The organism is Fusobacterium ulcerans (assembly GCF_003019675.1).
In the GTDB taxonomy this organism is placed as follows: Bacteria; Fusobacteriota; Fusobacteriia; order Fusobacteriales; family Fusobacteriaceae; genus Fusobacterium_A; species Fusobacterium_A ulcerans.
On sequence record NZ_CP028105.1, the window covers coordinates 445,713 to 468,536 of the forward strand.

The window sequence follows — 22,824 nt, forward strand, 5'->3', positions numbered from 1 at the left end:
TTAGCTTTAATGTATATAAAATATGAGGTGATTAAGATAATGTCAGAAAATTCTGCAAGAAAAAATAAAATGAAAAAGAAAATCCTATCTCCACTGCTCACAGTAGGTATCATGTCCATTTGTATACCTTTAGAAGATGCTTGGGCCAGCAGCCCTGTTGACTATGTGGGAACAGTCAACCTCCCTGCTTCTATTGGTACAGGTAAAGAAACTGCGAATGATGGTTGGACAGTGACCATTGGTAACGGCAGTACTCCAACTAAAGTAACACAGGATGGTAAAACAGTTATTAGTGTGAATGACAATGCTAAGATCACAGTCAAAACTGATGCTGCTGTAGAAGGAAATAGTAATTCTAATAGTGAGGGCCATTTTAACAGTGGCCCTAATGTCATTGAGTTTAATAGCAAATCTACATTGACCATTGAGGCTGGAGGTACTGTGCAGCAACTAGGTTCTACTACCAATGGAGAAGCCATCAATGCACATGGATTTGGCAACACCATTATCAATAATGGAACTATTCACAGCAACAATGGAGCAGCCTTATGGTTTCAAGATACCAGTATCTCTGTGTCAGTTGCTGATAGAAATAAGGTTGTAAATCATGGAACTATCTCTACAAGTAAGGGCGATGGTTACAATGTGTTTGGTAGCAGTCGTGGCAATGCCGGTCCAGGTCTGGTATTTGATAATTATGGAACTATTAAAGGATCTTTGAAATTTGGTAGTGGTGATGACAGTCTGCTTTTTGGACCTGGCTCAAAGATTACTGGTAACGTTGATGGTGGTGGTGGAACAAATGATTTGACTTTGGATGCTAATTCAGGGGAGTCAGCTACATTGGCTGGTTCAGTTCTGAACTTTTCATCTATTACCAAAGATGGTGAAGGAGCATGGGCAATTCTTGGTAGTGTTCCAGCTGTTCCTGGTGATCCACATCCATCATCACCTATCAATGGTTCATTGAAAGAGGTGGATTCTCTAGTCATTAAAAAAGGTCTGTTGTCATTGGTAGGAGCCAACCCAGACTTCAATGGTACTGTCAATATTGATGCTCCTGGTCAATTGAGTGCTCAAGCTCAAGGAATAAATGGTGCTACCAATATGACAAATAATGGTAAACTAATTTTTGAACAGCCTATAGATGACAGTTATACTGGCAGTGCCATAACTGGAACTGGGCAAGTCGTTAAAAGTGGTACTGGCTCTTTGACTATGTCTTCTGGTACTGCCAATACCTACAGTGGTGGTACATTTATCAATGAGGGAGCTTTGGTTGTGGACAAAGACAGTGATCTTGGAGCTGTATCTGGCAGCATCACCCTTGGTACAGATAATACAGCTGGAGGAACTAATGGAACTTTACGTTTTGACAGTTCTTTTAATCTGGAAACTACTCGGGCAATAACTCTGATGGAAGGTGGTGGAACCATTGACACTCAAGGATATATCACAAATATTGATCAGACTATTGCAGGTACTGGAACTTTGACAAAGACTGGTTCAGGCACTCTGACTTTGAATGCTACAAACAGCTATATTGGTGGTACTGTCCTTCAAGAAGGAGTGTTAGGTATAAACTCGGATTCAGCTTTAGGAAACAGCAACAGTCGTTTGGTAATGTATGACACTACAACACTTCAACTCAATGGAAATGTTGATTCAAACCGACTTGTTACTCTAGCTGGTGGGCCATCAAGTATGATGACAATCAATACACAGGCTAATAATGGAGCTTTTAATGGTAATATAGATGGACTGGGAAGCCTTGTGAAAACAGGTAGTGGTACACTGTCCCTCTATGGAAACAATCTATATCAAGGTGGTACAAAGGTTAAGGAAGGAACACTGGCAATTAATTCTGATGCTTCCCTTGGTGGAGTTAATGGTTTACTTGAGTTGGAGAGGAATACTACCTTGAAGCTGGATGGCAACGTCTATATGAACTCAAGACCTGTGATTATTGGTGGTGGTGATAATGCTACACTGCCACAATCAGTGACTATTGATACACAAGGATATACAGGAGTTATTTCACAAAATATTGACCAAAATGCAGGTGAAAAAACTGAATTAATCAAAACTGGTACTGGTACATTGGGATTATATGGCAATAATACCTACAGTGGAGGCACATGGGTAAAGAATGGTACAGTAGCAATTACATCTCCCCTTAGCTTGGGAAAAAGTGATGTGCAACTGGGTGATCATGAAGATACTTCTTTAGATGGAAGCGGCAGTACACAGGGTACTTTACGTGCTGATGCTGATATTGATTTCAGAGGTTCAGGAAAATCCATCATTTTGAACAAGGGTGGTGGTACAATCAATACTAATGGAAATGCTGTTATATTAGATGAAAATTCTCTAAAAGATGGTATTGCAGGAACTGCTTCTGATTTAGGAAGAGATCTGCATAAAACAGGTGCAGGAGTGTTAACATTACTCGATAATCAGTATTATTCTGGTCGTACTTTTATTGATCAGGGAATCCTACGCCTAGATGCTGTTGAGCCCAACACACCTTTGAGCAATTCTAAAGGTTTGTTGAATACTTCAGAAGTGACTATTGCTGCTGGATCCAGATTAGAGGGACAAGGTATTGTGGGAAATTCCATGAATGTACAGCTTAATAATTCAAATGCCCCAGTTGCTGCAAATTTAACAACTATTATTAACAATGGTACCATCGCTCCAGGTCTTGAGCGTTTTAATAATACTTTTGATAGTACAGATTCTCAATTTGTCCCTCTGACTCTGGCAGGTAACTACAGAGCTGGAAAGGGGGCAGCAGTAGAGATTCATACTGAACTTCTGGATGATATATCCAATCATGGCTCATTAACTATTGATGGTGTAATTGATTCGGCTTCAGACAAAAGCGGAACTGGTGTAGTTGTTATTCATCAAGGAGGAAATGGTGCAACAACAAATCATGGTATTGAGATAATCCGTCTACGTGGCAATAACTCTGGAGCTACTCAGGCTGATTTAATCAAACAGCTTGATGAAAATTTCCACCTTGTTTCTGATTTCAAAACAAGTAAAGGTCAAAATGCAGTTGTAGCTGGTGCTTACAGCTATATTATGGAGAGTGACAAAGATTGGTATGATAATCCTAATAACCAGGTTGGACTATTTTTACGTAATGCTACCAATAATGATGGTTCTCTGGTGCCCCATCCAGCAACACCACTTTATGAGACATATTCATTGATTCTGGGTAGCCTTAACAAACTGCCTACACTGGAACAAAGGATTGGTCATCGTCCTTGGCTGAACGATAAAAATGGATATGAGACAGGCTATGACCGAGGCAAAACTGAGATTTATCCAAATAATGTCTGGATGCGTGTAGAAGGAATGAAAGGCTATTATGAGCCACACCTAGATTCAAACAAGGGCAGTACAAGTTCTTATAGACTGCGTTTCAGTAGAGTTAATGTTGGTGTGGATATGCCTATCTATGAAAATGCTGATGGTTCTCGTCTAATTGCTGGAATCAATGGTAATATGAGCAGAGCTTGGTCTGACATAGATTCTATCCATGGCAGTGGAGATATAACTACTACTGGATATGGACTTGGAGCTACTTTGACTTGGTATAACCACAATGGTTTTTATACTGATGCTCAAGCTTGGCATAATTGGTTCAAAAGTGATATTGACTCTAATACAATCACTACAGACTTAGATCAAGTAAAAGGAAATCATGCTAAAGGTTATGCATTAAGTCTTGAAGTAGGACGTATTTTTGACCTTAATCAACACTGGTCACTGACACCTCAAGCTCAGATAGCTTATTCACGTGTCAATTTTGATAGTTTTACTGATATCCAAAACAGCGTAATCATAAATGAAAAAGATTATGTTGGGTTGGAAGGAAGACTTGGTCTAGCTCTTAATTATGAAAAGAGCCACCTAGATTCTTCTGGCAAAATGAGACGTAACAAGCTGTATATTTTAGGTAACATCCATCAGGAGTTCAAGGGTGACTCCACTGTCAGTATTTCTGGTGTAGATTATGAAAGTAAAATGAACAATACTTGGGTGAGTGTAGGAGTTGGTGGATCACATAATTGGGATAATGATAGATTTTCTATATATGGTGAATTAAGTTTGGCCAGCAGTACAAAAAAATTTGGTGAAGAATATGAATTGGCTGGAGAAATAGGTTTACGTATAGCTTTTTAGATTTTAGATAACAGTATGTCATTTTCTTTTTAAACAATATATTTTTTAATAATCATTTTTTCATTTTAATGATATAATATAATAGTATAAATTTTTATCTCATAAATATATCCTGTCATTTAAAATATCAATGAGTTAAAAGCTTAAATATGGTTTTTATCTATGGATTACCCACAGCATAAAAATTGACATTTTCAGTAAGAAATGTTAAGATAATTCTGTTATCTTAAACAAATTTAATACATATAAAGAGGTGAAAAAAATTATGTCTATAATTGAAAACTGGGAAGAGCAGATGTACGATTCTACTTTCGATACTATATATGAGGCTCTTATTGAAGAATATAAAAGAGGAGACCTTACTGTTGAAGAGTTGGATAGAAATATTGCTGAACAGCAGCAAATACTTCTTAATGCATTCTTTGAGGGAGAAACGAAATCTGTATATTGTAACGCAGTAGTAGATGCACATCAGTTTGTCCGTTCATTAATCATTCAAGGAAAATTAACTGTAGAAAACCAATAATTAAATATACCCAAGGAGGCATCAAGATGAAAAAAGTTTATGTTTTATTAGCAGATGGTTTTGAACTCATTGAAGCCCTAACTCCTGTTGATGTGTTGAGAAGAGGTGGAGCAGATGTTGTTACTGTTTCTATCACTTCTGAAAAAGATGTTATGTCAGCTCAAAAGGTACTTGTAAAAGCTGATACAACTTTAAAAGAAACTGATCTAAAAGATGGAGATATGATTGTACTTCCAGGAGGATATCCTGGATATGTCAACCTTGGAAATTCCAAAGAAGCAGTAGAACTTATTAAATATTATGTAATTAATGACAAATTTGTGGGTGCTATATGTGGAGCTCCTTCAATTTTAGGAAATAATGGTATTGCTTCTGGAAAGAAAATAACATGCCATACTTCAGTGAAAGAACTTATGAAAAATTACCAGTATGAAGAAAAAAATATTGTCAAAGATGAAAAACTTATAACTGGTATGGGTGCTGGATACGCTTTAGACTTCGCTTTTAAACTAGCCGAAGTTTTATTGGAGCCAGATACTATTAATAAAATAAAAACTGGTATGGAATTATAAAAAATCTTTAATTTTTGTTATTTTTTTATTTGATTGTGGAAAATTTTAATATTGACTAAAAATAATAGATAGGGTATACTTTAATCGAGACTGACACAATAAATTAGATTTCTGTAACCCCCAGAGTCTATTTTTAGTCTTTGTTTTTTTAACACTCCCCCGTGTTATAAAAAAAGCCCCTCTATTGCAGAGGGGATTTTTTTATTCTGAGATATTATTTTGTAATTTTATCTTGCTAATTTCAATATTTCAAATACATCATTTTCATACAATTTTTTGAAATTTCCCTGTGGACCTTTTCTGCAACATTTCTCTGCCATTTCCTTCAGTCTGTCATCAGGAATATCCACTTCTCTCAGGTATACAGGCAATCCCAGACTATAATAGAATTCCTCTAGTTTTTGAATTCCCTGTTTTACTACAAGCTCTTTATCTGTAAGTGTCATGCTTACTCCAAATACACGAACAGCAAACTGGACAAATCTATCCATATTCTCATGGCAAACATATTTCATCCATGCAGGGAATACAATTGATAATCCTGCCCCATGAGCTATATCATATATAGCACTGATTTCATGTTCTATCTGATGAGAACCCCAGTCTCCAAGACGTCCTGTATTTAAAAGGCTGTTGTGAGCTATTGTTCCTGCCCACATAATTTCAGCACGTACATCGTAATTTTCTGGTTCTTTAATTGCAAGAGGAGCATAGTCTATTACTGTCTTCATAGTAGCTTCTATCAATCTGTCTGTGAAGTCAACATGTTCTACCTGTGTAAAATAACGCTCCATCAGATGTGCTAATATATCTGACGCTCCACAAGCTGTCTGATAATTTGGAAGAGAGAATGTAAATTCTGGATTCATTATTGCAAATTTAGGTATCATCGAAACATTTCCACATGAACGTTTCAAAAGTCCTTCCTCTTTTGTGATAACGCTTCCCATACTTGATTCACTTCCTGCTGCCGGTATAGTCAGCACTACACCAATTGGAAGAGCTTCATCTGGTCCAGCTTTTCTTTCATAAAAGTCCCAGACATCTCCATCATAATTTGCCCCTGCTGCTATTCCTTTGGCAGTATCAATAGTACTTCCTCCACCTACTGCCAATATTGCATCAAGCTTATGCTCTCTGCATAGTTCAATACCATCTCTTACCAATTTCAATCTTGGATTAGGCTGTACTCCACCTAATTCCACAAAAGAGATATTTTCGGCATTTAAAGCCTTCACAACAGTATCATATAGTCCTATTCTCTTAATAGTTCCTCCACCATACACTAAAAGCACACGGCTTCCTAATTTTTTCATTTCTTTTCCTACTTGATTCTCTGTCCCTTTTCCAAAAATTATTTTTGCTGGGTTGTAAAAAGTAAAATTATCCATCTTATACTTTCCTCCTCGTTCTTTCCTATACTTAGTATATACATTAGAGTCTCTCCTAAGTCAAGAGCAAAAAATAAAAAAAGATGATTTCAAAAATAATTAAGGCTTTAAACACTTTTTATTTTAACAAATCATCTTGCTCTATTATTTATTTTTTATACAAACATTCTTACAAGTGGTGCAATAACTATTGTAAGTATCCCTGCAATAACTATTGATAACGCACTCATAGCTCCTTCTATTTCTCCCATTTCTATTGCTCTGCTTGTTCCTACAGCATGGCTTGATATTCCTATTCCAATACCTTTAGCTACTGGATGTTTTATTCTAAATATAGAAAGTATATATGGAGCAGAAACATTTCCTGTTATTCCTGTTATTATTATTGCAAACACTGTTATTGAAGGAATCCCTCCAAGAAGCGTTGAAAGTTCAATTCCTATTGGTGTAGTGATAGATTTAGGCATAAATGAAAGTAAAAGCTGTTCATCTATTCCCATTAATTTTCCCAAAACTACTACTGAGACAATAGCAACAATTGATCCTACTATACCTCCACCCATTATTGGAATGAAATTCTTTTTCAAAAGATTTATCTGTCTAAAAAGTGGTATAGCCAGCACAACAGTAGCTGGTGCCAGAAAGAAAACTATAAAATTCCCTCCCTGCATATAATTATTCACAGGTATTTTGAAAAAATGAAGAAAAAGTATAACTATGACAGTTCCAATAAGAAGAGGATTAAATAATGCCATCTTTGTTTTTTTAAATACCAGTTTCCCTATTTCAAAGGCTACTAAACTTATTATAACTCCAAAGAATGGAGTATTAGTTAATACTTCCACCATATTTTTTCTCCTTTCTCTCTATGAGATACTGTACAGTGATTCCTGTCACTACCATTGTCAATAAAGTTGTAAAAACAAGGAGAAATAATATTTTCAATAACCCTGTTTTTAATAAATATAATGATTCAATAAGTTTTACAGAAGGAGGCATAAAAAATATTGTCATATTCAGCAGCAAAAAATCTCCTGCTTTTTCTATCTTTTCCAGCTTCAACACTTTAAAATAAAGCAGTACAAAGAGTAAAAGCATTCCACTGATCGTTCCTGGAATTGGCAAATTAAACACTTCTGTAAGAATAATCCCAATATAATTAATTATAAAAATAATTAAAAATTCTTGTATCATTTTCTTCCCTCCTACATTCTTAAAAAAATATTTTAGCACATTTTGTTCTTAGTTGCAAAGTAAAAAAATATTTTTTCTTTTTACAAACTACTTTTATACTAAAAAAGTACACCTCAAAAGAATAGTTTAATTCCATTCCTATGGGTGTACTTTAATATTTATTTTACAATATCTTTAAGACTTAAATTAGTCTCTAGGTTTCATTTGTGGGAATAATAATACGTCTCTGATAGAGTCAGACTGAGTAAGAAGCATGATAAGTCTGTCGATACCGATTCCCATTCCTCCTGTAGGTGGTAATCCATATTCTAGTGCTTCTACGAAATCATCGTCTATTACTGGAGTAGCTTCATCGTTTCCTCTTTCAGCCTCTTCCACTTGATCCTCAAATCTTCCTCTTTGGTCAGCTGGATCTTGTAGCTCAGAGAATGCATTTGCATATTCTCTTGCATCTATAAATAATTCAAATCTGTCAGTGAATCTAGGGTCTTCTTCATTTCTCTTAGCTAGTGGAGAAATTTCTACTGGATGTCCGAAAACAAATGTAGGTTGAACAATTTTCTCTTCACATTTTTCTTCAAAGAATTGGTTAACAACGTGTCCTACACTATTCATATGATCAGCAACTTCTACATGATGTTGTTTTGCAAGAGCTTTAGCTTCTTCAAAAGTCATATTTTGATCCCAGAAATCTACTCCTGTAACTTCTTTTACAAAGTCTACCATATGTATTCTTTTGAAATTTTCAAGAACTAGAGTTTTTCCATTGTACTCAACAGTTGTAGTTCCTAATACTTCTTTAGCAAGAGTTGTGATTATTTCCTCTGCTAAATCCATCATATCGTTGAAGTCAGCATAAGCTTGGTACAATTCAATCATTGTAAATTCAGGGTTATGTCTTGTTGACATTCCTTCATTTCTAAAGTTTCTTCCTAATTCATATACTTTTTCCAATCCTCCAACTATTAATCTTTTTAAGTATAGCTCAGGAGCTATTCTCATGTATAGATCAACATTTAGTGCATTGTGGTGAGTAACGAATGGTTTTGCAGCTGCTCCTCCTAAGATTGGATGCATTAATGGAGTTTCAACTTCTAAGAATCCTTTATTATCAAGTATTGATCTGATCCCTTTTATAATTTGAGTTCTTTTGATAAATGTATCTCTTACTTCTTTATTCATAATAAGGTCTACATATCTTTTTCTATATCTAGTTTCAACATCTGTCAATCCGTGGAATTTTTCTGGTAAAGGTCTGATGTTTTTAGATAATAATTGAATAGAAGTAACTCTTAAAGTTAATTCTCCAGTATGAGTTACAAATAATTCTCCCTCTACTCCTACAATATCTCCAACTCCGATTTTATTTACCATTTCAAAAACTTCATCACCTAATTCATCTTTTCTTAGGTACAACTGAATTCTTCCAGTACGGTCTTCTATATGAGCAAATAAAGTTTTTCCTTTCCCTCTGTATGCCATTATTCTTCCAGCTGTCTTATATTTTAAATTTTCTTCAGGAGTATGAGTTAATATTTCTCCTACCATGTACTTTTTGTCAAACTTACTTCCAAAAGGTTTTACTCCTAGCTCTTTTAATTCTTCTACTTTTTTCCATTTTTCCATAACTAAACTTTCTTTAGCTACTCTGTCAAAATATCTTTCCATGGTTCTTCTCCTTATAAATTTTTTGATTTTAATTTAATTTTAACAAATATATACTACTTTTTGTACTCCATGATGATTTTGGATATTTCTGTCTTACAAAAGTAAAATAATTTCTACTTTCTTCTTTATTTCCAAGTTTATCATAAGCTATTCCCATATTATAGTATATTTCTGCTTTTTTGTCATCGCTTTTTTCTAGGTCAAGAGCTTTTTTGTAATTCTCAATAGCTTTTTGACCATTATCCAGCTGAAGATTACTCTGTCCCATATAGAAATAAATATCTTTAGTTTCAGCATAGTTTTTATTTATTTCTAAGGCTTTTTCAAAATGTACAAGTGCTTCTACATAACTTCCCTTATTAAAACTGCTCTCTCCATCATTTAAAAATGATCTGAATTGAGTATAATTTTTATTTTCAAGTTCTGCCATTGGATCTACTGTTCCCTCTTCATTTTTTGTAAATATTGATTCAAGAAGTTCAGGAGCAATTCCCTCAATAGTTCCATTTATATATTGTGTACCTTTGTTTATATCTCCATTTCTTAGATACCAATTTCCTATAAAGTCTGCTGCCTCTTTAGTTGGTTCATCTCTGAAATCCTTTTCTAAAAACTCTATCTCATCCTTTTTAGGAGAAGATTTTGCAAGTATTATCCTTTTAAGTTCTTTATTAAGAATAGTATTTGCTGAATCATATTCTAATAATACTGGATCAAGATTAGAAGATGTTGCTCCTATTGCTGTAAGAGTATCTAATATTGTCAATTTATCCTGTTCATCTAAAGTTTTATATTTTTTCAAAAACTCTATCTCTTCTTTTACTATTCCAATATTACCATCCTTTCCTGCCAGCTCCATCAACATAAAAGAAATTTCTTTATCTCTGAAACTATCTGGATAAGCCATTCTATGTAAAGCTACACTATTTTGTAATTGTTTTATATCATTTGAAGCGTAATTTTTTAGAATTATATCATAATTATTCTGTTCCGTAAATCTATATTTTAATTTATTTGAAATTTTTACTCTTCTTGTCACCTCTCCCAATGAGTAGAAATCCAGAGTAAATTCTCCTTGATAGATACTTCTAAATACTAGATTATTCCCTTTTATTCCTAATTCATAAGAAATATTTCTTGGATAAGAAACCAATTTAAAGTTATCTTCAGATTTTAAAGGAATAAATAGATAATCTCCTGCATATACTTCAAAAGTATTACCATTGTAACTTCCTGAATATTCTTTAGATTTTCCTTCTCTCAGCGTTCTTGAAACCTCGCTTAAAATACCTGATGGATCATTTTCTGTTAAAATAATTGTTTCCTGTGTTAATGGCTGTTCTTCACTTCTTCCCCAGATACTTCCCAGATCCGGCTTTTGAGGAAGTCCAGTACAACTGTACATAGTAAGAAGAATTAATAAGTAACCTATTGCTTTCATTTTACCTCCCGTTTATAAAAATAGAGCATAAATCAGATATGCTCTATTCAAAGATTATCAATATTCTTTAATGGTAATTGAAATATTATTGACTTCTTCTCCATTATCTAATATTTTGTAGGAAAATTCCAATATATTTTGTTTATAAGTTATTTTCTCTCCTAGTATGTGAAAGTTTTTCTCAAACCCTTCACCACAGTATAAAAATTCAGTCATATTGTTCAAATCAACTTCTATAACATTTTCTATACCATTATTTTTTCTTTGGATAAACACTTTTTCATTGTGAAGAAATATTTTACAATCACCTAATTTACTTTTATATTCATAGGTAATTTTATCATCTTCCTCTTTTTTTAATCCAGTAACCATCTCAAATGATTTTTCATTATAACTATCCAGACTTTTTATCATGAACTTATTCATTAATAGTATTCCTCTTCATCTTCATAGTAATCTTCATTATCAAATTTCTCGCTGTAGTCATCTTCTCTGTCATAATATTCATCTTCCTCATAGTCACCTATATCATCACCAGACAGATACTCTTCTCTCCAATATTCTATAACTTCCATAGCGTCGCTGTCTTCCATCAGATAAATATCTTCTTCCTCTTCGTCGTATAAAAATACATGAATTTGTCCATCAAAATCCTCTGTAATTATATACTCCTTATCTCCCATTACAACATTTTCAATTACATGTAATTCGTACTCTTCATCATCAATGTCATGATAAAAAGTTTCTCCTTGCGAATACATAACTTTTCCCTCCTAAATTTTATTAACTTTAAATATTTTTGCTGACTCTGTTATTTATGGTATTTAGTATTTTTTATAATACTGAACCATCTGTAAATCTGTTCACTAAGTATCAGCCTCATCAGTTGATGAGGAAAAGTCATCTTAGAAAAACTTAGTCTCATATCCACAGCTTTTCTTACACTTTCTGATACTCCATATGAACCACCAATTATAAAATTTATACTGCTCACACCATTCACTGTAAGCCTTTCTATTTCTTCCGACATCTCTTCTGATGAAAAATTTTTCCCTTGAATATCAAGGAGGATATTATATCCACCTAATTTCTCCATAGCTTTGAGAATATCTTCTGATTCTTTTTCAATGGAAATATTTCTGCTGCTGTCATTTCCATCCTCTTTCAATTCCACAATTTTCATTTTAGCAAAAGACTGCATTCTTTTCAAGAACTCATTTATTCCCTCAATTATATACTTTTCCTTTACTTTTCCTACACATATAATAGATACATTCAAAATATACTCCTTTTTTCCAAAAAATTCAATTTATTTTCTCTTAAAAAGTTTTTCCAGATCATTCAGAGTAATTTTTACTATAATTGGTCTTCCATGAGGACATGTATATTCTCCTATCTCATGAAGCCTTCTTATTATTGTTTCCATTTCATGAAGGGTTAATTTTTCATTAGCTTTTATAGCTCCTTTACATGACATTGAAATTATAATGCTCTCTCTGATATCTGTTTCTTTATTTTCTTTAAGATTTTTAATTATATTTCTGAAGATATTTTCTGTACTGTCTCTAAAATTCATTACTGGAACTGATCTTATCACTACTTCATTTTCATCAAATTCATCTATTTCAAATCCAAATGCTGTAAAATACTCTATATTTTCAAATATAAGCTCTCTTTCTCTTAGATCAAGAGTTATTCTCAACGGCACCAGCAGCTGCTGTCTGCTTACATTTGTTCCATAATATTCTTTCTTCAATTTTTCATAAAGTATTCTCTCATGAACTATATGCTGATCATAAATTTCAAATACTCCATCTCTTTCTACTAAAATGAACGAATCAAATATCTGTCCCAATACTTTAAAATCTGTTTTAGGAGCAGTAGCTCTCTCTTCTGATACAGCTGCTTCACTTTTTATAATATCTTCTTTTACTTCAGCTCTTATCTCAGAAACAACATCGCTTTTTATTGTATCAGATTTTTCATTTCCTTCAAATACTTTTATTTCCTCTTTTATCTCAAAAGTAGAATTTTTCTTTTTTTCACTGAACATATTTTCAAAATCATCTTCATCAGATTTCTGAATTTTTACTGCTTCTTCAGTTTTTTCAGTTTCTTCCTCTGCCTCTATAGGAGAAATTTCTGTTCTTCTTTCTTTTGGATATCTCTCTACTTCTATTCCTTCAAATGTTGTGTTTTCAGCCTTCATAGGAACAAATTTTGAAAACTCTGTAAAGTCTATTAAAGCTTCACTTTCCTTTTCAATATTCTTTTCCATAGTTGGCGATACAAAAACATCATCACCATCAAAACAGTTTTCAATTTCTTTCAAAACTTTTCCATATATATTAGATTCATTTGAGAATTTCACTATTTTCTTTGAAGGATGGACATTGACATCAACCTCTTTAGGATCTATCTCTAAAAACAATATTGCAAAGGGATATTTCCCCTTCATAAGTTTTGTGTAGTATCCATCAATGATAGCATTTTCCAGAAGTTTTGACTTTACCATACGTCCATTGACAAATGTAAATATAGAATCTCTTGTAGCTCTGTACAATGAAGCATTTCCCAGATACCCCATAGAAAAAGCCTTTGAATTTTTCAAAACATTTCTTCCAAATATTTCTACAATAGTATTGTCTATCCCATTTCCTGTTGTCTTTATACTTACTTTATCATCAAGTATAAGAGTTATGGCAGTGTTGGGATTTCCCAATGCTTCCTGTACTATTATATCTTTTATATTCATATACTCTGTTGTAGTTTTTCTCAAAAATTTTAATCTTGCAGGAGTGTTAAAAAACAAATCTTTTATTTCGATTGTTGTTCCTACATTTCTTTGTATCTCCTTCAGGCTCGTTATTTTTCCACCTGAAACAGTTATTGCTGATCCTGTTTCATCATCTTTAGTCCGAGAAGACAGAGACATTTTTGATACTGCCGATATAGAAGATAGTGCCTCACCTCTGAATCCATATGTAAAAAGATTATACAAGTCTTCTTTTTTAGCTATTTTACTTGTTGCATGTCTCTCTACAGAAAGAAGCAGATCATCCTGAGTCATTCCTTTTCCATCATCAGATATTATTACATGTCTTCCACCAGATTTAACTTCTATTTTTATACTTTTGCTCTCTGCATCTAATGAGTTTTCCAAAAGTTCTTTCAGCATACTGGCTGGATTTTCAACCACTTCTCCCGCTGCTATTATGTTAGAAACTGATTCGTCTAATACTTTTATTATTCCCATCTCCACCTCCTAAAAAACAAAATACTGCTTTTCATTATCTAATATATTTCAAATAATTTCAATATTTTTTTTTAAAAATAAAAAAATAATATAATTGTTGCCATTTTTAAGTAATTTTGTAATAATTATAGTAGCAGATATTTTAATAAGAGGTGTCTTAAAAATGAAAAAAATATTTATGATTTTATTCTTTATTATAAATAGTTCTATGGCTTTTACGTATACATATGAAGATTACGATATTTTCATTCAGGGAAAAAATGCCTATCAAAATGAGGAATATGAAGAAGCCCAAAACAAATTTGAAACTCTTTTAAACAGTTATTCCTTTTCTCCTATCTTAAAAAACAATTATGCTTTTTATTTTATAGGGATGACTTATTATAGAATGGGTGACTGGAAAAACGCTGTTTTCTATCTTGAAAAAGCTGTTTTCAGCCACAAACTTTCTTTTTTCAACAGAGGGTCAGAAATAGAAAAAAATATCTATTTTGCTGAAAGAGATTATTCTCTTGGAGATGCTCTTATAAAGTCAGGAAATAAAGAAACTGGATTAATATATTTAAAGAGACTGGATTATTCCACTTTTTCACCTATCACTTCACATTTTGAAGAAAGAGCTCTTGAGCTTTTAGCAAAAGAAGACAGCCAGTATCGAAATTATTATAACCTTAAATACAAAAATGATTTTTCTCGTATTAAAGAAATTCCAACAGATGAACTTTTAAAAGCTGCTCACTTTTTTTATTCAAAAAAAGAGTATGACAAGGCTGAAAAACTTTATATGATAGTTTTAAAAAATCCTGATATTGCAATAGCTGATAAAGAAAAAGCTGAATCAGAACTTTTCAGGACTTTAATCAGAGTTGGAAAAAATAAAGAGATTATTGCTTTGGCAGATGAATATGGAAAAAAAGGAAATAAAGATTTATACTTTTTCTATAAGGGGCTTGCTTATTATCGAATGAAAGATTATTCAAGATGTCTTTATGCTTTTGAAAATGTAAAAGGAAACAAATACGGCTCTCTTGCATTATTCTATAGAACAGGTATCTACTATTCCTTTGGAGATTATGAACAGGTATTAAAAACAGCAGCTAAAATACACCGTAAAAATATAATAACAGATATAATGATTGCCAATTCATATTTAAAGCTTGGAAATAATAAGCTTTTTGAAAAAAAAGCTGAAAATATAATAAAAACATATCCTAATTCATATGAAGGAATGTTTTATTCATTCCTTTTGAAAAATAAAGATATTGATATAAACAAGCATAACTCTGTCTTTAAAATTGGATTGATACTTGACAATCTTCTTGCAAACTGCAAAAATATAGATGATAATTTTATTAATACAGTAGATAAATTAGAGATTGATAAACTTTCAGCTATTGCTGCTATGCAGGATGAAGAGCTTATAAAAATCGAGATAGAAAACAGCAGCTTTGTCAATACACGTTCTATCCAGAATGGTTATGCAATAACTACAATTCTTGAAAAAGGAGAGTTTTATGATCTTGCTTATAGAAATTCTTCTACATACAGAAAAAATTTCTTTGTATATAAAGACTTGATAAAATACAACTATCCTTTATACTATCAAAGTGCAGTAGACATGAATTCAAAAAAATATGATGTTCCTCAAGAACTTATTTACTCTGCAATACTTATTTCCAGTAAATTTAATAAAAGACTTTTGTCTGAAAATTCTAAAATAGGTCTTATGCAGGTACCTTATAATTCTACTGAGGATATTATGCCTCTTTTTGATCCAAATACAAATATAGCAGTAGGGACAGAAAAAATAAAATCTCTTCTTGATACTTATGGAGGAAATAAACTTAAAGCACTTATAGCATATGTCTATGGAGAAGAGCTGGTAAATAAAATTCAATTTGATTATGATGGTGATTTGAACTTAGAATTAGTTGCTGATCCAGAAGAAAGATACGATTTACAAAATTTAATTCTTACATATATGTTCTATAAGAAATTATACAACTTTTAAAGGAGCAAAAATGAGAAATACAAGATGGGTTTATAAAGATAATTCTTTGAAAAATAATAAAGATATTCAAACTCTTAATTTAGATAAGGATATTCTTAACCTTTTATATAATAGAAATATCACAGAAAAAGAGGAGATAAAAAATTTCCTTGATGTAAATATAAAAAATATAGCCGATCCATTTTCTTTAAAGGATGTGGATAAAGCAGTTAAAAGACTCACTCAGGCAAAAGAAAACAATGAAACTGTCTGGGTCTATGGAGATTATGATGTTGATGGAATCACATCTGTCTCACTATGTTATTTAGCCCTAAGCGAATTAGGAATCAATGTAAAATACTATATTCCTTTGAGAGATGAGGGATATGGACTTAACATGGAAGCGATAGATCATATAAAAAGTGAAGGAGGAACCCTTATCATAACTGTCGACTGTGGTATCTCCTCACATAAAGAAATAGCCCATGCTGCATCCTTAGGTATAGATATGATAGTCACTGACCACCACGAGATAAATAATGGTAATCCAGAGGCTCTGGCAGTGATTAATCCTAAAAGAGAAGACAATGATTATGAGTTTAAATATTTGGCTGGGGTAGGAACCGCTTTTATGATGATCTCTGCTTTCTTTAAAACTCTTGGAAAAGAAGAGGAAGTCTACAAATATCTCGACATAGTTGCAATAGGTACTGTAGCTGATATTGTTCCCCTTCTTAAAGAAAATAGAATATTTGTAAAAGAAGGACTGGAGCATCTTAAAAGAAGCAGATGGCTTGGACTGAATATGCTGATTAAAAAAATCTTTGAAGATCATGATATAAGAAAATTCAATACCTATGATATAGGATTTATAATAGCTCCCATATTTAATGCTGTAGGAAGACTGGAAGATGCTAAAAAAGCTGTTGAACTTTTTATAGAAAAAGACCACAGAGTATGTTCTGCATCAATAAAAGATCTTTTAGAAAAAAACAGTGAAAGAAAAGAGATCCAAGAGGAGATATTTCAGAAAGCTATAGAGAAAGTTGAAAATGAAAAACTTTATGAAAATAGTGTCCTCATAGTGGGAGAAGAGGGATTTCACCATGGAGTCATCGGTATAGTTGCCTCTAAAATTCTGGACAGATATTATAAGCCTACTATAATTATGGAAATAAAACCTGATGAAGGAATTGCCACTGCTTCATGCAGAAGTATAGAGGGATTTAATATAATAGAAGCCATTAATAATTTTTCTGACCTTCTTATCAAATATGGAGGGCATAGTGGAGCTGCTGGTTTTTCAATTAAAATAGAGAATATTGAAGAATTCAGCAGAAAACTTAATGAATATGCTGAAAACGCCATGGAAGACAGTACCCTTATAAAGCCGGTTAAAGTGGACAAACCTCTTCCTTTTTATAAAATATCATATGATTTCCTAGATAAGATCTCACTTCTTGAACCATTTGGTTTTGGAAATCCCTCTCCTTTATTCTCACTGGATAACTGCCAGTTTGATGGATTGAGACTTATAGGTAAAGATAAAAAACATCTTATGATGAATATTATAAAAAATGGAAATGAAATAAGAAACTGTGTGTGGTTCAACAGTGATGATGTCTTTGAAGACCTTGTTAATTTAAGAAATATAGATATTGCCTTTAAGCTGAAACTGGAAACATACAAAGACAGATATCAATATAAAATGTATGTTGAAGATATAAGAGAGACTATTCATACTTCAAATGAAGTAGAAAATATTTTTGATCTTTATGATATACAGTTTCCTATAGAGACTGTCATTTATACCAGAAGAAAAATGGAGTCTCCAAAAATAAGGCTCACTTTTTCTGATCAGGGAATAACAGTGGCTAATGATCGTACATATCTTGGAACTTTAGACAGCCAGACTGAGTTTATATTAAGCTCGCTAAAAGAGATGTATAATGTTGAATTTTCTGCTGCTGTGAAAGATGTTATTATGAAAGATGAAAACTATAATGTTCATATTCTTATTGATAAAGACTATACTTTTTCATCTTATGCTATTAAGCAGAGCGAACTATTTAAGGATATAAAGAACTTCCTTATAAAAGATTTTAATTATAACTGTATTCAGAAAAAAACTCTTGCTTCTGTTTTTAAAGATAAAAATAATACAATAACAATCATGGAAAGAGGAAGAGGAATTGAAACTATAATTCAGACTATCGGACTTTATTACAAAAATATAAATGAAAAAGCTCTCCTTGTAACAAAAGAAAATATATCTAAAAAAACTATTTCAAGCATAGGAATAGGAGATAAATTTGTTGAAGGGTATGATTTCTATATTTTCCTTAACCCTGAAAAATCAGAAATAGAAAAATATAAAGATAAAAAAATTCTTATAATAACAGAATATAAATCTTTTAATATAGATGGATTCAGCAATATTGTTGATGATTACGACATTCCACAAAATATAAGATTTGTATCTGAAGAGGAGCTTAAAGATAAAAATATAATTTTCAGTAAAAAGCTTCCTTTAGATAAAAAAATTCAGGTTATTAAAAATTTAAAAACTTACTTAGAGGTGTATTCAACAAAGGATATACTTCCATATCTCTAAAATAAAACTTTTCAATTTATTTTCACTATAGAAAAAGAGCAGTATATTTCACCTGCTCTTTTTTGTTATTGCTTTTTAATTAGAAATTAAATTTGTATCCAACAGAAAGTGTTACTCTTGAATAGTCTAAATCTTTTTTAATTCTATCCCCTTCATCACTAATTTTTATTTCAGCTCTATTTACTTTATACATTAAATCTACTACAAAATTATTATATTCTGCTCCTGCACCTATTCCATAGTACAATCCATTTTCAACTTTTGTAGAACATTTTGTTGATCCTTCTCCTAATACTGATATTTTTACATCTCCTTTATCACTATTAAACGAGTATCCTAAATCAGCTTTAATATATGGTTTAATATTTCCTTCTACAGGAAAGTTATACTTTGCAACTGCATATAAAGGAACTGATTTAAAACCTTTAATTTCAGTTTTTAGATCATATAAATCTCCTGTATTATCTAGTATCCAATCTCCAGTTGTATTTTTTTTAGGATCTCCATGATCCTGATAAGATAATCCAAGTCCTAATTCTAAGTTAGGATAAACTTCTCTCATTACTTCTACTGTTAATTCGTAACCAAAGTCATCCCCTTTGTCTTTGTTTAACTTTTCCCCTTCATATTTTACCTCATCAAATCTTTGAAATACATCTGCTCCTGCTTTCAGATACACATTTGTCCCTTCAGCTGCTAAACTTACACATGATAATGCTGCTAGTCCTAATAATACTTTTTTCATCATAAATATCTCTCCTTCATTTATATTTTATTGAAATATAGCTTGGTTATATAATGTTCAGTTTACCCACAAAAACTTAACTATTAGTAAGTGTTCTCTTTTGTATATAAAAGCGAAGTTTTTATTATTCTATTTAGAGTTTAAAATTTAATTTTTAAGATATTTTTGAAAAAAATTAAGAGAAGATTTGTTAAATTTAGATTGCTTAATTTAAAATTTTGTGTTATAACTTAATTGTTGGAATATAGGAGGTTTTAGTTTATTTTTCTTTATATTTCTGTTCGCTTTTATATACAAACGAGAACTCCTATCTATTCTTTAATTTTTATGGTACTATTAGACTTCCTTTGATCAATTATTTCAAAGGAATTTTTATTTTCCATAAAAATATAAAATTTCCCTTTATTTTATTGAGAAACTATTTTATACACTAAACAAAAAAGAGGATGCAATAATGTATCACACCCTCTTCTTAAACTTAACTATGCTCTTTTCTTTCTTAAAATATCAAAGAAATTATTTCTCATAGCATCTCTTGTTTTCTTTATTGAATCTTTATGATAATGTTCTTTGTATTTCTTTAATTCCCTCATTATTTCAATATACTTGTCTAATGACATTACAATAGTTTTAGAAGAATCTTCCTCTATAATCACATCTTCATAACGAGCTCTCTCTAAATTCTTCTTAAAATTTTTTTCAAATTCCCCTTTTTTAAGTATCAACACACCCAACCACCACCCTTTTCTGTATTATTTTCTTATGATAGCATTGATATCTATTTTCTTTTCTTGAAGACCATTTTCAATTAAGAAATCTTGAGTTTTTACTAAGTCTTCTATATCTGAAGGTTTAATTTCAGTATCAAAATCATATAATGGATAAAGCTCCATTACTTCCTCTTTAGAAAGCCCTGTATCTTCTGCTGTTATTTTCAAAGTAGTTTCAAAATCATCTTTTATAAATTTAACAGCCTCTTCATTTACTTTAAGGAATCTGTCTACAAGCTGTGAATTTTCTTTAAGGAATTTTCCGCTTACAGCTGTAACAACTATTCCCTCTACAAGACCTTCTCCAGTGGTCACTACACTAGCACCATTTTTTATGGCTTTTAATGCAACTGGTCCTGCTAAAAGTGCTGCATCTACATTTCCGCTTTCAAGTGCTGCCATAGCTTCTGGCAATCCCATATTTATAAATTCTATGTCATCAACTTTCAAATTTCCTTTTCCAAGGTAAGTTAAAAGAAGCTGATGAAGTATAGTTCCTTTTGGTCCAGCTACTTTTTTTCCAACTAAATCTTTAGATTCTTTTATATCAGCTGATTTAGATATAAGCATAAATCCTTTTGGTGATCTGCTGTAGATATTAGTTATTTTCAAATCTACTCCATTAGAAGCTGCTATGATAGCTGATGTTCCTCCAAGAGCATGAAGAAAATCCAATTCTCCTGCTGCCAGAGCCTGTGTCTGTTCTGGCCCTGTTGTAAGTTCATGGAATTTTACTGATATTCCATCCTTTGAAAATTCTTTTCCAAACATATCTCTATTTTTTTCTAAAATAGATGGTATATTTAAAGGAGCTTTTACATAAGTTATATTTATCTCCTTTAGTGCAGTGGTTTTTTCTTTTCCGCATCCAGCAACAAGAAGCATAACTCCCATTGCAGCTGCTGCAACAATCTTTTTCAACATCTTTTCCCTCCGTTTAATTATTTATTTTTTTCAAAATTTCTTTCTTTAAATTAATAAGCTCCATATCTGCTACATCTCTTGGAAATTCTTTTGCTATATCATAGCTGTATATCTTTCCTTCATTTATAACTATTATTTTATGAGCAAGCATCAAGGCCTCATCTATATTATGAGTGACAAAAACTATCCCTGTTTCAGTCTTTTCATATACATTTATTATTTCTCTCTGAAGCTGTTCTCTTGTAAAATAATCTAAAGCTGAAAAAGGCTCATCCATTAAAAGGGTATCAGGCTGATATGACAAAGCTCTCGCTATAGCTACTCTTTGAGCCATTCCTCCAGATAATTGTGATGGATAAGCATCTTTAAATTCCTCTAAAGATATCATTTTTAAATATTTATCTGTATCTGTTTTATTTCCATGTATTTCTATATTTTCCTTTACTGTAAGCCAGGGCATTAAACGACTTTCCTGAAATACCATTCCAATTTTAGCCTTTACCTTTTCTCCGCTCTTATTGTAAAAATCTATATTCCCATATGTTATCTCTTCCAAACCGGCTATCATTCTCAAAAGTGTAGTTTTTCCACAGCCGCTTTTTCCAAGTACAATAGTTATTTTATTATTATCTATTTCTAAATTCATGTTTTCGAATATTGTTTTTTTATTTCCAGTTATCTCAAATATTTTTTTAAGATTTAAGAGTCTATATACATTATTCAACGTAATCACCTTGTTTCCTCTTTATATAAGCAGAAACAGCCTTAGAAAATATATTATCTGTTATTATTCCTAAAGTTCCTATGACTATTATCCCCAGCATAACTATATCTGACCTTGATATCTGTTGTGCATCTAATATGAGATATCCTATTCCTGAAGAAGCTGCTATAAGTTCAGCTCCAATTATAGCTCTCCAGCTGTATCCTATTCCTAATTTTAATCCTATCAAAATATCTGGAACAGAGTTAGGAAGTATTATTTTTAAAAATATATCCTTTTGAGACATATCAAAAACTTTTCCCACTTCAATATATTTCTTATCGCAACCCTCTACTCCTTTTAATACATTTAAAAATACCGGAAAAAATGATGCCAATACTATAATTACTATCTTAGAAGTTTCCCCTATCCCAAACCAAAGAATTATCATCGGTATCAGTGCAAGAGGAGGAGTATGACGAAAAAATTCAAAAATTGATTTAAAATAAGCATATATATTTGTAAAAGCACCAAAAAATATTCCTAAGGGGACTGCCAAAAAAACAGTAATAGAAAAACCTATAAATATACGTCTTAAACTTATACCTATGTGTCTTATCAACTTTCCATTTTCCACCAGTTTCACAAAGGAAGTGACTATTTTTGATGGAGCTGGAATTATATAGCTATTCCACAGGTTGTAATGTGACCCTACTGTCCAGACAATCAGAATAACTGCAATTAAATACATACCTTTTAGTTTTTCTCTTTTCAACCTATCCACTTCACCTTATTTTAATTTTAATATCAACTCAAGTTTAACATAAATCCAG

At 31.8% G+C, this 22,824-nt stretch carries 19 protein-coding genes; 5 read left to right on the forward strand and 14 right to left on the reverse strand.

Annotated elements, in window-relative coordinates; genetic code table 11:
- Window positions 1–9: 9 nt before the first annotated feature.
- The 3 genes from C4N20_RS02135 (at window position 10) to C4N20_RS02145 (ending at window position 5,295) form a co-directional block, all read left to right on the forward strand.
- Window positions 10–4,197 carry an autotransporter outer membrane beta-barrel domain-containing protein gene (locus C4N20_RS02135; RefSeq protein WP_106878540.1) on the forward strand — a complete coding sequence of 1,396 codons (4,188 nt, stop codon included), beginning with the start codon at window positions 10–12 and terminating at the stop codon, window positions 4,195–4,197.
- 265 nt (window positions 4,198–4,462) lie between these two features.
- Entirely contained in the window at window positions 4,463–4,723 is a 261-nt protein-coding gene (locus tag C4N20_RS02140) for a hypothetical protein (RefSeq protein ID WP_005981343.1), read from the forward strand.
- A gap of 26 nt (window positions 4,724–4,749) precedes the next feature.
- Window positions 4,750–5,295 (forward strand): DJ-1 family glyoxalase III, encoded by a 546-nt coding sequence (locus C4N20_RS02145; protein WP_005981341.1) that lies wholly within the window; start codon window positions 4,750–4,752, stop codon window positions 5,293–5,295.
- 227 nt (window positions 5,296–5,522) lie between these two features.
- On the opposite strand, the gene C4N20_RS02150 is transcribed toward C4N20_RS02145, so the two are convergent.
- The 9 genes from C4N20_RS02150 to mutL form a co-directional block, all read right to left on the reverse strand.
- Window positions 5,523–6,686, reverse strand: a complete 1,164-nt coding sequence (locus C4N20_RS02150; RefSeq protein WP_005981339.1) for an iron-containing alcohol dehydrogenase — start codon at window positions 6,684–6,686, stop codon at window positions 5,523–5,525.
- 155 nt (window positions 6,687–6,841) lie between these two features.
- Window positions 6,842–7,534, reverse strand: a complete 693-nt coding sequence (locus tag C4N20_RS02155) for an LrgB family protein (RefSeq protein ID WP_005981337.1) — start codon at window positions 7,532–7,534, stop codon at window positions 6,842–6,844.
- A complete protein-coding gene (locus C4N20_RS02160; protein ID WP_005981335.1) occupies window positions 7,515–7,880 on the reverse strand; it encodes a CidA/LrgA family protein in 366 nt (121 codons plus the stop codon). The genes C4N20_RS02155 and C4N20_RS02160 overlap by 20 nt, the downstream gene beginning before the upstream one ends.
- A 186-nt stretch (window positions 7,881–8,066) precedes the next feature.
- On the reverse strand, window positions 8,067–9,548 hold the full coding sequence (gene lysS, locus C4N20_RS02165; RefSeq protein WP_005981333.1) for a lysine--tRNA ligase: 1,482 nt from the start codon (window positions 9,546–9,548) through the stop codon (window positions 8,067–8,069).
- Between the two features lie 28 nt (window positions 9,549–9,576).
- Window positions 9,577–10,989: a tetratricopeptide repeat protein gene (locus C4N20_RS02170; protein WP_005981331.1), complete on the reverse strand. Its 1,413-nt coding sequence runs from the start codon at window positions 10,987–10,989 to the stop codon at window positions 9,577–9,579.
- Window positions 10,990–11,046: 57 nt separating this feature from the next.
- Complete coding sequence (locus C4N20_RS02175) at window positions 11,047–11,415, reverse strand: hypothetical protein (RefSeq protein ID WP_005981329.1); 369 nt, start codon at window positions 11,413–11,415, stop codon at window positions 11,047–11,049.
- A complete protein-coding gene (locus C4N20_RS02180; protein WP_005981327.1) occupies window positions 11,415–11,750 on the reverse strand; it encodes a hypothetical protein in 336 nt (111 codons plus the stop codon). The genes C4N20_RS02175 and C4N20_RS02180 overlap by 1 nt, the downstream gene beginning before the upstream one ends.
- A gap of 50 nt (window positions 11,751–11,800) precedes the next feature.
- Complete coding sequence (gene rlmH, locus C4N20_RS02185) at window positions 11,801–12,268, reverse strand: 23S rRNA (pseudouridine(1915)-N(3))-methyltransferase RlmH (RefSeq protein WP_005981325.1); 468 nt, start codon at window positions 12,266–12,268, stop codon at window positions 11,801–11,803.
- A gap of 30 nt (window positions 12,269–12,298) precedes the next feature.
- The gene (gene mutL / locus C4N20_RS02190; protein ID WP_005981323.1) at window positions 12,299–14,245 is read right to left on the reverse strand and encodes a DNA mismatch repair endonuclease MutL; all 1,947 of its coding nucleotides are present in this window, start codon (window positions 14,243–14,245) and stop codon (window positions 12,299–12,301) included.
- A gap of 163 nt (window positions 14,246–14,408) precedes the next feature.
- Between mutL and C4N20_RS02195 the strand changes: the two genes are divergently transcribed.
- Window positions 14,409–16,256, forward strand: a complete 1,848-nt coding sequence (locus C4N20_RS02195) for a transglycosylase SLT domain-containing protein (RefSeq protein WP_005981320.1) — start codon at window positions 14,409–14,411, stop codon at window positions 16,254–16,256.
- A gap of 10 nt (window positions 16,257–16,266) precedes the next feature.
- On the forward strand, window positions 16,267–18,849 hold the full coding sequence (gene recJ, locus C4N20_RS02200; RefSeq protein ID WP_005981318.1) for a single-stranded-DNA-specific exonuclease RecJ: 2,583 nt from the start codon (window positions 16,267–16,269) through the stop codon (window positions 18,847–18,849).
- A 79-nt stretch (window positions 18,850–18,928) separates the two neighbouring features.
- On the opposite strand, the gene C4N20_RS02205 is transcribed toward recJ, so the two are convergent.
- The 5 genes from C4N20_RS02205 to C4N20_RS02225 form a co-directional block, all read right to left on the reverse strand.
- Window positions 18,929–19,597, reverse strand: a complete 669-nt coding sequence (locus C4N20_RS02205) for an outer membrane beta-barrel protein (RefSeq protein ID WP_005981316.1) — start codon at window positions 19,595–19,597, stop codon at window positions 18,929–18,931.
- A gap of 479 nt (window positions 19,598–20,076) precedes the next feature.
- Window positions 20,077–20,322, reverse strand: coding sequence for a hypothetical protein (locus C4N20_RS02210; protein ID WP_005981314.1), 246 nt, complete (start codon window positions 20,320–20,322; stop codon window positions 20,077–20,079).
- Window positions 20,323–20,346: 24 nt separating this feature from the next.
- Window positions 20,347–21,288: an NrtA/SsuA/CpmA family ABC transporter substrate-binding protein gene (locus C4N20_RS02215; protein ID WP_005981312.1), complete on the reverse strand. Its 942-nt coding sequence runs from the start codon at window positions 21,286–21,288 to the stop codon at window positions 20,347–20,349.
- 13 nt (window positions 21,289–21,301) lie between these two features.
- The gene (locus C4N20_RS02220; protein ID WP_005981310.1) at window positions 21,302–22,021 is read right to left on the reverse strand and encodes an ABC transporter ATP-binding protein; all 720 of its coding nucleotides are present in this window, start codon (window positions 22,019–22,021) and stop codon (window positions 21,302–21,304) included.
- A complete protein-coding gene (locus tag C4N20_RS02225) occupies window positions 22,005–22,775 on the reverse strand; it encodes an ABC transporter permease (protein ID WP_005981308.1) in 771 nt (256 codons plus the stop codon). The genes C4N20_RS02220 and C4N20_RS02225 overlap by 17 nt, the downstream gene beginning before the upstream one ends.
- Window positions 22,776–22,824: the final 49 nt, after the last annotated feature.